The organism is Pragia fontium DSM 5563 = ATCC 49100, assembly GCF_900112475.1.
Lineage (GTDB): Bacteria > Pseudomonadota > Gammaproteobacteria > Enterobacterales > Enterobacteriaceae > Pragia > Pragia fontium.
In genome coordinates this window covers 221,683-236,924 of record NZ_FOLW01000002.1, presented here as the reverse complement: position 1 = coordinate 236,924, position 15,242 = coordinate 221,683, and the positions used below count along the sequence as shown (strand labels likewise).

Sequence of the window (15,242 nt, the reverse complement as noted above, 5' to 3'; positions counted from 1 at the left end):
AGCCTTGTTTACTCCCCCGCTGTTAAAGCGGGGGTTTCATTGCTAATCAATCGTGGGATTAATAGCACATAACGCCTCTCAGAAATCCTAACCTTTGGTAGACTGCGGTCTCGCCCTATTCCAAGGCTACTCCTTAATTTATAACCATAATTGACTATGCGCACCGAGCTTCAAATCCTTTATCGAGCAATACAACAATTTCTGATCTATTCACTGGCTGCTGCACTAACAATTGGCATGCTGTTTATGGACGCTATTTTTATGGGTAGTAAACTGCAAGAGTTCTCTTTTGTAGAAATCACTCAGGAAATAATGTTATTACTGATTGTTATTCTATTTTTGAAGCTGGCATATCAAAAGCCAGACATCAGAAATTCCAGTGTCCTCATCGCCGGTTTTTTTGCCTGTATGTTTATCCGGGAACTGGACAGTATTTTTGACCTGATTATCCATGGCTTCTGGATTTATCCAGCGATGGCTATCGCTGTTACAGGCCTGATTTATGCCGCTCTTAATATCAAGAACACCCTGATTCAACTGGCAAATTTTACTCGTTCACCTAACTACGGATTTATGATCTCTGGATTAATTTGTATTCTGGTGTTTTCACGCCTGTTTGGTATGAAATATCTATGGTTCACCCTCCATCCAGAACAATCCGAATATTTAATGTACAACGTCAAGAGCATTGTTGAAGAAGGTGCCGAGTTATTCGGTTACTCACTCTGTTTTATCGCCAGCCTGTGTTACTACAGTGAAATAAAAGATAATCGTCAAATTCTCCCGCTAAACAGCCAAAATTGAAAAGTCCATCGCTTTTTCTGATGAATATTTAACACAAAAACCATTTACGTTGCGTTTGAGTATTGTTGCGGCTAGCGCTTATCGGCTATTCTATGGAGATCTATTTCCCAATTACAGATAATTGCTGAAACTGTCATCCTTGAGAGTGACTTAGCAATATTGATAAACAGAAGGACGATGCGTCGCCATGCAAGAGCAATACCGCCCGGAAGAGATTGAATCTCACGTACAAAGCCACTGGCAAGAAAACAAAACTTTTCAGGTCACTGAAGATCCGACCAAAGAAAAATATTACTGCCTTTCCATGTTGCCATACCCTTCCGGTCGACTGCATATGGGCCACGTTCGTAACTACACGATTGGCGATGTTATTTCCCGCTATCAGCGTATGTTGGGCAAAAACGTATTACAACCTATCGGCTGGGACGCATTCGGTCTTCCGGCTGAAGGGGCTGCGGTTAAAAATAATACTGCGCCAGCACCATGGACTTACGAAAATATCGCCTATATGAAAAACCAGCTAAAATTGCTGGGTTTTGGCTATGACTGGAGTCGTGAACTGGCTACCTGCGATCCTGACTATTACCGTTGGGAACAGTGGTTCTTCACCAAGCTGTATGAGAAAGGTCTGGTTTATAAGAAAACCTCTGCGGTTAACTGGTGCCCTAACGACCAAACCGTACTGGCCAATGAACAAGTGATTGAAGGCTGTTGCTGGCGTTGTGATACGCCAATTGAGCGTAAAGAAATTCCTCAATGGTTTATTAAAATTACCGCCTATGCCGATCAGTTATTAAACGATCTGGACACGCTGGAAAGCTGGCCTGAGCAGGTCAAAACCATGCAGCGTAACTGGATTGGCCGCTCTGAAGGAGTGGAAATCAAATTCGCAGTTGATGGTTTAGATCAAAACTTATCTATCTATACTACCCGCCCAGACACCTTTATGGGCGTCACCTATGTGGCGATTGCCGCGGGTCACCCGCTGGCCGCTCAGGCTGCCTTAAAGAACCCAGCGCTGGTTCCGTTTATCGAAGAATGCCGCAATACCAAAGTTGCCGAGGCCGAAATGGCCACCATGGAGAAGAAAGGCATTGCAACCGGCCTTTATGCCATTCACCCATTAACCGGTGAAAAAGTTGCCGTTTGGATCGCTAACTTTGTTCTGATGGATTACGGCACTGGTGCCGTTATGGCGGTACCGGGTCACGATGAACGTGATTGGGAATTTGCCACTAAATATAATCTGCCGATTAAGCCAGTGATTCTGGCTGCCGACGGAACTCCACCAGATTTATCCCAACAGGCCAGCACCGAAAAAGGCACACTGTTTAATTCTGGTGAATTCGACGGTCTTGATTTTGACGCAGCCTTTAACGCCATTGCTGACAAGCTGGTGGCGATGAACGTGGGTGAACGTAAGGTAAACTATCGTTTGCGCGACTGGGGTGTCTCACGCCAACGTTATTGGGGTTCCCCAATCCCAATGATGACCCTAGAAGATGGTACCGTTGTTCCGACGCCGGAAGATATGTTACCGGTGATTCTGCCGGAAGATGTCACCATGAACGGTATCACCAGTCCGATTAAAGCCGACCCAGAGTGGGCTAAAACCACTTATCATGGTCAGCCAGCGCTGCGTGAAACTGATACCTTTGATACCTTTATGGAATCTTCATGGTATTACGCGCGTTATACCTGCCCACAATATGATCAAGGCATGCTGGATCCGGCCGCAGCGAACTATTGGTTACCTGTCGATCAATACGTAGGCGGCATTGAACACGCCATTATGCACCTGATGTATTTCCGCTTCTTCCATAAGCTGATGCGCGATGCGGGTCTGGTGAACTCAGATGAACCTGCTAAGCGTCTGCTGTGTCAGGGCATGGTTTTGGCCGATGCATTTTACTATACCTCCAGCACCGGTGAACGTATTTGGATTTCGCCAAATGATGCCATCGTTGAGCGCGATGATAAGCAACGCATCGTAAAAGCGTTCGATAAAGAAGGTCGTGAACTGGTTTATACCGGTATGACTAAAATGTCGAAATCCAAGAATAACGGTATTGACCCACAGGAAATTGTAGAAAAATACGGTGCAGATACCGTTCGCCTGTTTATGATGTTTGCTTCACCGGCCGAAATGACGCTGGAATGGCAAGAGTCTGGAGTTGAAGGTGCTAACCGCTTCCTGAAACGTTTATGGCGTTTAGCTTACGAGCACACCGCGAAAGGCCCAACCTCTGCCATGGATGTTGCCAGCCTGAATGAAGATCAAAAAACATTACGCCGTGAACTGCATAAAACAATTGCAAAAGTAACTGACGATATTGGCCGTCGCCAAATCTTCAACACTGCTATTGCTGCCGTTATGGAATTAATGAACAAGCTGACTCGTGCTCCACAGGAAACAGAGCAGGATCGTGCGCTAATGCAAGAAGCCCTGTTGGCCGTGGTTCGTTTGCTATATCCATTTACACCGCACGTTAGTTTTAGCCTGTGGCAATCGCTAAAAGGTGAAGGGGATATCGATACCTCTCCTTGGCCGGTCGCTGACGAAGCCGCGATGGTAGAAGATGCCAAACTGGTTGTCGTTCAGATTAACGGTAAAGTAAGAGCGAAGATTACCGTTCCTGCCAATATTACCGAAGAGCAGGTTAAAGCAATTGCAACGGTTGAACCGCAAATCACTAAGTACCTTGAAGGTGTCTCTATCCGTAAAGTGATTTATGTACCTGGCAAACTTTTAAATCTGGTTGTTGGTTAAGCCGAGGAGTAAACGTGCGACATCCAATCGTAACAGCAATGCTAGCTATGGCAGTTCTTATCACTGCCGGATGCGGATTTAACTTGCGCGGCACCACCAGTGTGCCGTACGAACTGCAAACGCTGATGTTAGACAGTCCCGACCCTTATGGCCCTTTAACCCGGGCCGTCCGTAGCCAGTTACGTCAGAATGGGGTAACTATTGCTGACGACGCGGCGCGTCAGGATATCCCTTCCCTGCGTCTGGCCGGAGAATCAGCCGGTCAGGATACGGTTTCTATCTTCCAGAACGGTACCACTGCTGAATATCAAATGGTGATGCAGGCCAATGCCCAAGTGATGATTCCCGGCAAAGGTATTTACCCTATTCAAGCAAAAGTCTTCCGTTCATTCTTTGATAACCCGTTAACAGCGCTGGCTAAAGATGCCGAGCAGGATATGATTCGTCAGGAAATGAGAGAGCAGCTTGCTCAGCAGTTGGTGCGTAAGCTGGTAACCGTTCAAACTACCGAACAACCTCAATCAGAATCAGACGTGAAGCTAAAGCCCGTTGACGCTGATGCACCGGTTCGATGATTCGACTCTACCCTGAACAACTCGCTGCGCAGCTCCATGAAGGTCTGCGCAGTTGTTATTTGCTCTTCGGCAATGAACCACTGTTGCTGGAAGAAAGTCAGGATGCTATTCGCCGGGCGGCTTCCGCCCAGCAATTTAGCGAAAGCTTTAGTTATGAATTAACCGCTCAGACGGACTGGGAAAATATTTTTACCGAGTGCCAGTCCCTTAGTCTGTTCTCAAGCCGCAAAATATTTATTCTCCACTTTCCGGAAAATGGCGCTAATGCCGCCATCGGAGAGCAGTTAACTCAACTCGGTGCGCTGATTAACCCCGACATTCTACTTATTCTGCGCGGTCCAAAACTCACCAAAGGTCAGGAAAACAGCGGCTGGTTTAAAGCATTGGGAGAGCATGGCGTATACGTTAGCTGTTTAACGCCGGAACAAGCTCATCTTCCTCGCTGGGTCGCTCAGCGTGCTAAATCAATTAAGCTCAGCATTGATGACGCCGCCATACAGCTTTTATGCTATTGCTATGAAGGCAACCTGCTCGCCCTTGCCCAAGCCCTTGAACGTCTGTCCCTGCTCTATCCCGATGGTAAACTCACGTTACCCCGCGTAGAGCAAGCGGTAAGCGATGCCGCTCACTTCACTCCTTATCACTGGATTGATGCTATTTTAAGTGGAAAAACCAAGCGAGCCTTCCATATTCTTCACCAGCTGCGTCTGGAAGATACTGAATCGCTGATTCTCATCCGTACCCTACAGCGGGAATTACTGCAATTACTGCATTTGCATCGAAAAATGCAGCATACGCCGCTGAGAACGCTATTCGATCAGCAAAAGATATGGCAAAATCGACGCCCTTTGTTAACACAAACTTTACAGCGTTTAACCGCTGCTCAATTAACTCAGGCCGTGGCCTTATTAACCCAGCTTGAATTAACGGTTAAACAAGATTTCGGACAATCTATTTGGGATGGTCTGGAAAGTCTTATGATGCTGCTGTGCGGCAAACCTTTATCTGAGGCGCGTTAAGATGTTGGATCGGTTAGAAAGCAGTGAAACCATTCATGCCTTGTTTGGCGGTACGTTTGATCCTATCCACTATGGGCACTTAAAGCCGGTGGAAGCACTCGCGCATGAAATCGGTCTCCAGCATATTACCCTGCTACCTAATCACGTCCCCCCTCACCGCCCTCAGCCTGAGGCTAACGTTCAACAACGCTTACAAATGGTTGAGTTAGCCATTGCCGGAAATCCACTGTTCTCGGTGGATGAACGAGAATTACACCGCACCGCACCTTCCTACACTATCGATACACTGGAAGAAATTCGTCGGGAAAAAGGGGAAAATCTCCCGTTAGCTTTTATCATCGGTCAAGACTCCCTGTTAACGCTACACTACTGGCATCGTTGGCAGTCCCTGCTTGACTATTGCCATCTGCTGGTCTGCGCCCGCCCGGGTTATGCGGATACGCTAGACACCCCGGAACTGGAAAGCTGGCTGGCAGCCCATCGCACTACGGATGCCAATATTTTAAAACAGCAACCAAACGGCTTAATCTATTTGGCCCATACGCCATTACTGGACATTTCAGCCACCGATATTCGCCAACGTAAGCGAGATGGTCTGAGCCTTGACGATCTTCTGCCACCGACGGTACAGCGTTATATCAAGCAGCAGGGTTTATACCGTTAAAGCCGGAAGCGTGCTATCATTCAACATTAATTTAAAAACATAAATTCAATATTTCAGCATAACTTAGTGACGGTGACGCTCTCATTTCACCAACGCTGGAATGCAATATGATATTTTTTGTATGAAGACATTTTTGTCAGGAGGGGAACCTTTGCAAGGCCGTGAGCTCCAATCATTTGTTATTGATAAAATTGAAGACCTGAAAGGTCAGGACATCGTCAGCATTGACGTTAGCAACACTTCAAGCATTACAGATTGCATGATCATTTGCACTGGTACATCCAGCAAACACGTGCAGTCTATCGCCAACCATGTTGCTCAATCAGCCCGCCTTGCTGGCATATTACCCTTAGGCGTTGAAGGCGAAGTTGCTGGAGACTGGGTCGTGGTCGATTTAGATGATGTCATGATTCATGTTTTGCAGGAAGACAGCCGTCGGCTATATGAACTTGAAAAGCTTTGGAGCTAATGGGTGAAACTGCAACTAATCGCAGTTGGCACCAAAATGCCCGACTGGGTGCAAAGCGGATTTAACGACTATATCCGTCGCTTCCCAAAAGATATGCCTTTTGAGCTGACAGAAATCGCCGCGGGTAAACGCGGTAAAAATGCAGACATCAAGCGTATTCTGGAAAAAGAAGGGGAACTTATGTTGGCTGCGGTAGGCAAAGGCAACCGAATTGTCACTCTGGATATTCCCGGTAAACCTTGGGAAACGCCTCAGTTAGCCCAACAATTAGAGTTCTGGAAACAAGATGGTCGTGATGTAAGTTTGCTGATTGGCGGGCCGGAAGGATTAGCACCAGCCTGTAAAGATGCCGCAGAACAAAGCTGGTCGCTATCACCATTGACCTTACCTCATCCGTTGGTAAGAGTTCTGGTAGCCGAAAGCCTGTATCGAGCATGGAGCATCACGACAAATCATCCCTATCACCGTGAATAGCAAATTGAATGAAATAGTCTTAGGATGAAAAAAGAACCTAATGCCTTCCGTGACCACACGGCAGAATCAGCGCTGTTTCTACGCCGTGCATTGGTTGCCGCCATTGTCGTCGTCATAGCTATTGCTATTCTTATTGCTAATCTTTATAACCTGCAAATTAAACGATTTGAAGACTATCAGACGCGTTCCAACGATAATCGCATCAAATTGGTGCCTATCGCCCCAAGCCGCGGCCTGATTTACGATCGTAACGGCATTGTGCTGGCAGAAAACCGTACCATTTATCAATTAGAATTGGTGCCGGAAAAAATCAGTAATCTAAAAGATGCTATTCAGCAATTGCGTTCTATTGTTGACCTCAATGACGATGATATTGCCAGTTTTGAAAAAGAGCGTAAAAATTCACGCCGCTTCACCCCGATAGCGTTAAAAACCAAGCTTACCGAACTGCAAATCGCTCATTTTGCCGTTAACCAATACCGTTTTCCGGGAATAGAAATCAAAGGCTATCAGCGCCGTTATTATCCCTACGGTTCAGCCCTGACTCATGTTGTCGGCTATGTTTCTAAAATTAACACCCAAGATTTAGAACGCTTATCGGCCAACGATCAACTACAAAATTATTCAGCGACCCACGATATCGGTAAACAGGGTATTGAAAAATACTATGAAGAAGTTCTACACGGTAAGCCTGGGTACGAAGAAGTCGAAGTTAACAGCCGTGGTCGGGTCATTCGCCAACTGAATGAGCAACCGCCGCAGGCTGGTAAAGATATCTATCTGACGGTTGATTTGAAATTACAGCAGTATATTGAAGAGCTACTGGGTAGCCGCCGGGCGGCGGTGGTCGTTAGCGATCCAAGGGATGGTGGTATTCTGGCCATGGTTTCCAGCCCAAGCTATGACCCCAATATGTTTGTTGATGGCATTGCTTATACTGACTACCAAAAATTATTACAAGATCCCGATCGGCCACTGATTAACCGGGCGACACAAGGCACCTATCCTCCGGCATCAACGGTAAAACCTTATATTGCCGTGGCGGCATTGACTGAAGGTGTTATTTCCAAGAAAACTACCCTCTACGATCCGGGCTGGTGGCAATTACCCAATACCGACAAACGTTATCGTGACTGGAAGCGTTCCGGCCATGGTCAGTTAGACATCACTCGCTCTTTAGAAGAGTCGGCGGATACCTTCTTCTATCAGGTTGCCTACGATATGGGTATCGACCGTTTATCCAGCTGGATGAGAAAATTTGGCTATGGTGAATATAGCGGTATTGATATTGCAGAAGAGTATCCGGGCGTAATGCCAACGCGCGAATGGAAAATGAAGCGCCATAAAAAACAATGGTATCAAGGGGATACTATCCCTGTTGGTATTGGACAAGGCTACTGGACTGCGACCCCGATTCAAATGTCAAAATCGCTGGTTACGTTAATTAATGATGGGTTAGTTAAAACCCCTCATCTACTTAATGCGACTAAAATTAACGGTAAGCTGATTCCCTATCAGCAAGAAGAAAATATCCATATTGGTGATATCCACTCCGGCTATTGGGAGATCGCCAAAGATGGCATGTATGGCGTAGTGTCCAGACCAAACGGTACTGCTCGCCGCATATTTGCCGGCACGCCTTATAAAGCCGCTGGTAAATCAGGTACCGCACAAGTATTTGGTTTGAAGAAAAATGAAGTATATAACGCTAAAAAGATATCTGAACACCTGCGGGACCATGCCCTGTTTGTTGGTTTCGCGCCGTATGATAATCCTAAAGTGGCAGTTTCAATGATTCTGGAAAACGGCGGTGGAGGTGGCGGTAATGCCGGCCCAATTGTACGCCGAATTCTCGACCATATTTTGTTGGACGATCAGAATACTGTAATGCCGGAACTTAATGCGTTACCTAATCAGGGTGACTGACAGTGACAGATAAATAGCGAATGAGCGATAACAAAAAACCCACAATTTGGACCAAAATCCATATTGACCCCATCATGGTATTCTTCTTACTGCTGCTGTTGGCCTACAGCTTTTTTGTACTGTGGAGCGCCAGCGGGCAGGATATTGATATGATGGAGCGTAAGGTCAGCCAAACCGTTATTGGCCTGACTATCATGCTGGTTATGGCGCAAATACCGCCCCGTGTCTATGAAAACTGGGCGCCTTATCTGTATGTTTTCTGCGTTATCCTATTAATTTTAGTCGATGTTTTTGGTCAGATAAGTAAAGGGGCTCAGCGTTGGCTGGACTTAGGCTTTGTTCGCTTTCAACCGTCTGAAATTGCAAAAATTGCAGTTCCACTGATGGTTGCCCGTTATATTAACCGTGACTCCTGTCCCCCTTCGCTGAAAAATACCGGTATTGCTCTGGTGCTGATTTTCTTCCCGACCTTCTTGGTTGCTGCTCAGCCCGATCTTGGTACCTCGATTTTAGTTGCTGCCTCAGGATTATTTATCCTGTTTTTAGCGGGTATGAGCTGGCGGTTGATTCTGGTGGCGCTACTCGCACTAGCCGCATTTATTCCTATACTGTGGTTCTTTCTGATGCATGACTATCAACGTGGCCGAGTCATGATGCTGTTGGATCCTGAGACTGATCCGCTAGGTGCTGGCTACCATATTATTCAGTCTAAAATTGCTATCGGCTCAGGTGGACTGTGGGGAAAAGGATGGTTGCATGGCACCCAGTCACAATTAGAGTTTCTACCTGAACGCCACACCGATTTCATCTTTGCCGTGCTCGCCGAAGAGCTTGGACTGGTAGGCGTACTGGTATTACTAGCGCTTTATCTGTGCGTCATCATCCGCGGTTTTGTACTCGCAGCACATGCCCAAACCAGTTTTGGCCGGGTATTAATTGGCGGTATTGTGATGATTCTCTGTGTGTATGTTTTTGTCAATATCGGTATGGTGAGTGGAATTTTGCCGGTAGTTGGCGTACCGTTACCGTTTATCAGCTACGGCGGTTCCGCCTTAATTGTGCTAATGGCTGGATTGGGTATTATCATGTCAATACATACCCACAGAAAATTACTTTCGAAAAACGTCTGAGGATTGCTTGAATGCGTAAACAGTGGCTATGGATAAGTATTATGGGGCTATTGCTGACAGCCTGTGAATCAACGCCGCCGCCAATGACTACCCTACCGCCACTCCCTCAAACCGGGCCGGCAACAGAAGTCAGTGGTGTGGAACCGCGCTATGAACCTTACAATGTTGGCACCTTAAAAGACTATAAAGTTAACGGTAAAAACTACCGTATCGTTACTCAACCAGAGAACTTCAGCGAAATTGGTCTGGCGACTTGGTATGGCAAAGAGTTACACGGCAATAGAACCGCTAGCGGTGAAATTTTTGATGCTAACGAACTGACGGCAGCCCATCCGACTTTACCTCTTCCCAGCTATGTGCGGGTAACAAACCTGAGTAACGGGCGGCAGTTAATCGTCAGAGTGAATGACCGCGGTCCTTTCACTAAAGGGCGTATCATTGACCTTTCTAAAGCAGCAGCAGAACGCCTGAATGTCACCAATCAAACCAAAGTTCGTCTGGATGTTATTGTCGTTGCGCCAAACGGTACGCTCTCCGGCCCCGGTACTATCGGCTCTACGGTTGCTAAACGAAGCTATAATTTGCCCGATAGACCAACCATCGGCTCACCGACGATGTTGAATGCTGCTCCAGCCAACGCATCTCAGCTTAGTGCTCAGCAGGATGAACCCGTGAATATTCCGGCTCAACCAGATAATAATTTAACCCTGTCGTCTCCTACGGCTAATGACCATTCACTCATTCTGAATGCACCACAATCAGAGAAAGTAAATGTGCCAGCCGCGCAGCAAACCGCAACCACGATCCCGACTCCATCGCCGGATAATCAATCGTTGACGCTAAATGCGCCGCAGCAAGGTGATAAAGTCAATATCCCTGCGGCACCCAACTCAACGGTAACCGTTCCTGCGCCGCTCAATGCCGATAATGCCCAAACCGCATCCTCAGCAAGTGCAAGCTATATGGTTCAAGTCAGCGCAGTAAACGATCGTCAACGAGCTGTAGATTTACAAACGAAATTAAGCAGTCAGTTGAATGTGCCGGGAAAAGTCTCCAGCGCTGGCGCGCTTTATCGTATCCAGCTTGGGCCATTTAGCACCAGACAGCAAGCACAGGAGTTACAACAGCGTTTATCAGGCCAGGGACAGCCAAACAGCTTTATTATGACGACATCGTTATAACTGTCGTTACGATAGGAATAAATTTCAACGGTATCTGACATATTTTACAATACATCTCAGATACCCCTAAGCTCGCCACCTGCTATACTGTGGCTGTTATTAACTTTTTACGGATATTGTTGTCCCGCTTATGAAACAGACTCTTTCCTCAAAAACGTTCAGTCATACCCTGCTTAAAAGCCTAACTTTGGGTGCTTTAATCGCTTTAGGAAGCACATCGGTCGTTAGCGCTGATGATGTAAATCTAACCACGATTATTCCTGCGGTTCCTCAAATTGACGCTGAAGCCTACATCCTGATTGATTACAACTCAGGTAAGGTCTTGGCAGAAATGAATGCCGATGCGCGCCGGGATCCGGCCAGCCTAACTAAAATGATGACCAGCTATGTCATCGGGCAAAGCATTAAGGCAGGAAAGATCAGTCTAAATGACAACGTGAATATCAGCAAAGAGGCATGGGCCACTGGAAACCCTGTATTCAAAGGCTCATCACTGATGTTCTTACAGCCTGGGATGCAAGTTAAAGTCTCTGACCTGAACCGTGGCATCATCATTCAATCAGGTAATGATGCCTGTGTTGCGATGGCTGAGCACGTTGCCGGTAGTCAGGATGCTTTCGTTAACATTATGAATAACTACGTTAACGCGCTAGGCCTGAAAAATACCCATTTTCAAACGGCTCATGGCTTAGATGCTGAGGGTCAATATAGTTCAGCTCGCGATATGGCGCTGATTGGTCAAGCATTGATTCGTGACGTTCCAGAAGAATACTTGGTCTATAAAGAAAAAGAGTACTATTTTAATAATATCAAACAACCTAACCGTAACGGTCTCCTGTGGGACACCAGCCTGAACGTTGACGGTATTAAAACTGGCCACACCTCTGCGGCAGGTTACAATCTGGTTGCCTCGGCGACCGAAGGTAATATGCGTCTGATCTCGGTGGTGATGGGCGGACGTACTTTTAAAGGCCGTGAAGCCGAAAGTAAAAAGCTATTAACCTGGGGCTTCCGCTTCTTTGAAACAGTGACACCACTACAGGTAGGAAAAGAGTTTGCCTCTGAGCCAGTATGGTTTGGTGATACCGATCGTGTACAGTTGGGCGTTGACCAAAATGCCTCTTTAACCATTCCACGCGGTCGTTTGAACGATCTCAAAGCCAGCTACACCCTGACCAATAGCGAAATTAATGCTCCATTGGTGAAAGGGCAAGCCGTTGGAACAATTAACTTCCAACTGGATGGTAAAACTATCGAACAACGCCCATTAGTGGTGTTAAATGAAGTGAAAGAAGGTGGTTTCTTCAGCCGTATGGTTGACCATATCAAACTGATGTTCCATCGCTGGTTTGGTTAATCACCCTTGAAAAATAATTTTCTGGCCCCATATAGTCAATAAGCCCAAAATTGCTATAGCTCCCTTTACTCAGGGAGCTATACTTTTTATAGGCAATATTATTTTTTAATTTTGTTGGAGTAACCATGAAAACTAAACTGAACGAACTACTCGAGTTCCCATGCTCTTTTACTTATAAAGTGATGGGCCAGGCGAAACCTGAGTTAGTTGACCAAGTAGTGGAAGTGGTACAACGCCATGCGCCCGGTGACTATAACCCACAGGTTAAGACTAGCAGCAAAGGTAACTACCACTCCGTTTCAATCACGATTAATGCAACGCATATCGATCAGGTTGAGACCTTATATGAAGAGTTGGGTAATATCGAAATCGTACGCATGGTGCTGTAATTAGCACCAGCAAAAGGTTATACCCTGAAAAACCGGATAGTCTCCCTATCCGGTTTTTTCTTATATTAAGGTCAACGCTTTCCCTCTCGCAGATAAATATGTAAAACCCTGTAACCAAATCCAACCCACCTGATTAATTTATATGTTAAACAAATAGTTACCTGAAAAACTCCACAATGAACAACAATGGCAGATTTAGCCCCTCAGAACTATTCTTGAGATCAGAGCGGCAAATGTTGGTTCTGTTGATGGTAAATCAAAGGGGGATATTGCTATGGAAGTTCAACCCTATCTGTTTTTCAACGGTAACTGTGAAGAAGCGTTGGAATTTTACCAACGAAGTATCGGTGCAGAAGTTACGGTACTGATGCGCTACTGCGAGTCTCCTGATGCCTTAACCATTCCTGTACCCGACGAATGGCAGGATAAAATTTTGCATGCCAATATTACTGTCGGACAATCTCAGTTTATGGCCTCAGATGGTCAGTGTGATAAAAATCATGCATCATTCAGTGGATTTAGTCTGTCCTTACATGCGGAAAGTAAAGTTGAAGCCGAACGACTCTTTCGCTCACTGTCAGCCGGTGGCAAAATCAATTTGCCTTTTCAACGCACCTTCTGGTCAAGTGGGTTCGGTATGTTGACTGACCGTTTCGGCGTCGGCTGGATGGTAATGAGCGATACTGATACCTAATCACCCTATTCCAGATACACTATTTTCATCCATTATCACTGCCTTCAGTTTTGGAGGCAGTGATAGCGATGACTTTAATAGATTGAATATGCCGATTTCATCTGGTGGTCTGGTAAAACGGTGAGTATAATGCTTACACCATTTCCGTAACGTTATGATGACCTACTTGCAACAAGACACCATTATATTACGCCAACTGGGGTTACAGCCCTATCTACCTGTATCCCATGCTATGCATAATTTTACCGATCGCCGTGATAGCAGCACCGCTGATGAACTGTGGTTGGTTCAGCATCCTCGCGTATTTACTCAGGGTCAGGCGGGAAAAGCCGAGCACGTTCTCGCGGCGGGCGATATACCGGTAATTCAGAGCGATCGTGGTGGTCAGGTCACTTATCATGGACCCGGTCAGCAAGTAATGTATGTTATGATCGACCTTAAGCGGAAGAAACTAGGCGTTCGCGAATTGGTCACGGCGATAGAACAAACGGTAATCAATACCCTATCGCGTTTTAATATCAATGCCATAGCTCGACCTGATGCCCCTGGTGTCTACGTTGATGGCAGTAAAATCTGTTCATTAGGTTTGCGAATTCGCAAAGGCTGTTCCTTTCACGGGTTGGCACTAAATATCGATATGGATCTTGAGCCTTTTAACCGCATCAATCCTTGTGGCTACGCCGGAATGCCGATGACACAGGTTAAACAGCTGGCTACAGCAACTAATTTTGACCAAGTTCACCCCGTCCTGGTACAGGAATTCATTCAATTGCTCGGTTATCAGCAACCCGAGCCAGGTTATTGGAATCTTAACGATTATGAGTAAACCAATTCAAATGGAACGCGGCATTAAGTATCGCGATGCAGACAAAATGGCCCTTATTCCAGTGAAGTCGGTAGAAACCGATCGTCAGGAAATGCTTCGCAAGCCTGAATGGATGAAAATAAAGTTACCTGCCGACTCCAGCCGAATTCAGGGTATTAAAGCCGCCATGCGCAAGAATGGACTCCATTCCGTTTGTGAGGAAGCCTCATGCCCTAACCTGGCAGAGTGTTTTAACCACGGCACCGCCACCTTTATGATACTCGGGGCTATTTGTACCCGACGCTGTCCATTTTGCGACGTCGCCCACGGTCGGCCAACGGCGCCGGATGTTAATGAGCCCGAAAAACTGGCCCAAACCATTAAAGATATGGGGCTACGCTATGTGGTGATCACTTCTGTCGATCGTGATGACCTGCGCGACGGTGGTGCTCAGCATTTTGCTGATTGTATTAGCGCGATTCGACAAAAGAATCCGACCATTAAGATTGAAACGCTGGTTCCCGATTTCCGCGGTCGGATGGATCGTGCACTTGATATTCTAACCGCGACCCCACCGGACGTGTTTAATCATAATCTGGAAAATATTCCTCGCCTTTACCGTCAGGTTCGCCCCGGTGCTGACTATAACTGGTCACTGAAACTACTTGAGCGTTTTAAACAAGCACATCCTGACATCCCAACCAAATCGGGTCTAATGGTCGGGTTAGGTGAAACCAATCAGGAAATTATTGAAGTGATGCGCGATCTGCGCGCCCACGGCGTCACCATGCTGACACTGGGTCAATATTTACAGCCAAGTCGTCATCACCTTGCCGTTCAGCGCTATGTCAGTCCAGCTGAATTTGATGAGATGAAAGCGGAAGCTATGGCAATGGGGTTCACCCATGCAGCCTGTGGACCGTTTGTTCGCTCCTCCTACCATGCAGATATGCAGGCGAAAGGCGAAGAAGTCAAATAAACGCCA

The 15,242-nt window shown here is 46.5% G+C and carries 15 protein-coding genes; all 15 read left to right on the top strand.

From position 1 onward, the window contains the following. Positions 1 to 156 precede the first annotated feature (156 nt). On the top strand, positions 157 to 804 hold the full coding sequence (locus BMZ28_RS04215; protein ID WP_074820934.1) for a hypothetical protein: 648 nt from the start codon (positions 157 to 159) through the stop codon (positions 802 to 804). 187 nt (positions 805 to 991) lie between these two features. Then, entirely contained in the window at positions 992 to 3,574 is a 2,583-nt protein-coding gene (gene leuS / locus BMZ28_RS04210) for a leucine--tRNA ligase (protein WP_047780607.1), read from the top strand. Positions 3,575 to 3,588: 14 nt separating this feature from the next. After that, complete coding sequence (gene lptE / locus BMZ28_RS04205; RefSeq protein WP_047780606.1) at positions 3,589 to 4,149, top strand: LPS assembly lipoprotein LptE; 561 nt, start codon at positions 3,589 to 3,591, stop codon at positions 4,147 to 4,149. After that, entirely contained in the window at positions 4,146 to 5,168 is a 1,023-nt protein-coding gene (gene holA / locus BMZ28_RS04200; RefSeq protein WP_047780605.1) for a DNA polymerase III subunit delta, read from the top strand. Before lptE ends, holA begins: the two co-directional genes overlap by 4 nt. Position 5,169: 1 nt before the next feature. Beyond that, a complete protein-coding gene (nadD, locus tag BMZ28_RS04195) occupies positions 5,170 to 5,832 on the top strand; it encodes a nicotinate-nucleotide adenylyltransferase (protein ID WP_074820932.1) in 663 nt (220 codons plus the stop codon). Between the two features lie 151 nt (positions 5,833 to 5,983). Beyond that, positions 5,984 to 6,301, top strand: coding sequence for a ribosome silencing factor (gene rsfS, locus BMZ28_RS04190; RefSeq protein ID WP_047780603.1), 318 nt, complete (start codon positions 5,984 to 5,986; stop codon positions 6,299 to 6,301). Between the two features lie 3 nt (positions 6,302 to 6,304). After that, positions 6,305 to 6,775 (top strand): 23S rRNA (pseudouridine(1915)-N(3))-methyltransferase RlmH, encoded by a 471-nt coding sequence (gene rlmH, locus BMZ28_RS04185; RefSeq protein ID WP_047780602.1) that lies wholly within the window; start codon positions 6,305 to 6,307, stop codon positions 6,773 to 6,775. A 24-nt stretch (positions 6,776 to 6,799) separates the two neighbouring features. Beyond that, positions 6,800 to 8,701: a peptidoglycan DD-transpeptidase MrdA gene (gene mrdA, locus BMZ28_RS04180; RefSeq protein WP_047780601.1), complete on the top strand. Its 1,902-nt coding sequence runs from the start codon at positions 6,800 to 6,802 to the stop codon at positions 8,699 to 8,701. Positions 8,702 to 8,721: 20 nt separating this feature from the next. After that, a complete protein-coding gene (mrdB, locus tag BMZ28_RS04175; RefSeq protein ID WP_047780600.1) occupies positions 8,722 to 9,831 on the top strand; it encodes a peptidoglycan glycosyltransferase MrdB in 1,110 nt (369 codons plus the stop codon). Positions 9,832 to 9,842: 11 nt separating this feature from the next. Next, the gene (rlpA, locus tag BMZ28_RS04170) at positions 9,843 to 11,012 is read left to right on the top strand and encodes an endolytic peptidoglycan transglycosylase RlpA (RefSeq protein ID WP_074820928.1); all 1,170 of its coding nucleotides are present in this window, start codon (positions 9,843 to 9,845) and stop codon (positions 11,010 to 11,012) included. Positions 11,013 to 11,142: 130 nt separating this feature from the next. Next, positions 11,143 to 12,369 carry a D-alanyl-D-alanine carboxypeptidase DacA gene (dacA, locus tag BMZ28_RS04165; protein ID WP_047780598.1) on the top strand — a complete coding sequence of 409 codons (1,227 nt, stop codon included), beginning with the start codon at positions 11,143 to 11,145 and terminating at the stop codon, positions 12,367 to 12,369. A gap of 125 nt (positions 12,370 to 12,494) precedes the next feature. Beyond that, positions 12,495 to 12,758: a DUF493 family protein YbeD gene (gene ybeD, locus BMZ28_RS04160; RefSeq protein WP_074820925.1), complete on the top strand. Its 264-nt coding sequence runs from the start codon at positions 12,495 to 12,497 to the stop codon at positions 12,756 to 12,758. Positions 12,759 to 13,032: 274 nt separating this feature from the next. After that, positions 13,033 to 13,452: a VOC family protein gene (locus tag BMZ28_RS04155; protein WP_047780596.1), complete on the top strand. Its 420-nt coding sequence runs from the start codon at positions 13,033 to 13,035 to the stop codon at positions 13,450 to 13,452. A 157-nt stretch (positions 13,453 to 13,609) separates the two neighbouring features. After that, entirely contained in the window at positions 13,610 to 14,278 is a 669-nt protein-coding gene (gene lipB, locus BMZ28_RS04150; protein ID WP_175474932.1) for a lipoyl(octanoyl) transferase LipB, read from the top strand. Further along, positions 14,271 to 15,236 (top strand): lipoyl synthase, encoded by a 966-nt coding sequence (gene lipA, locus BMZ28_RS04145; RefSeq protein ID WP_047780594.1) that lies wholly within the window; start codon positions 14,271 to 14,273, stop codon positions 15,234 to 15,236. The genes lipB and lipA overlap by 8 nt, the downstream gene beginning before the upstream one ends. Positions 15,237 to 15,242: the final 6 nt, after the last annotated feature.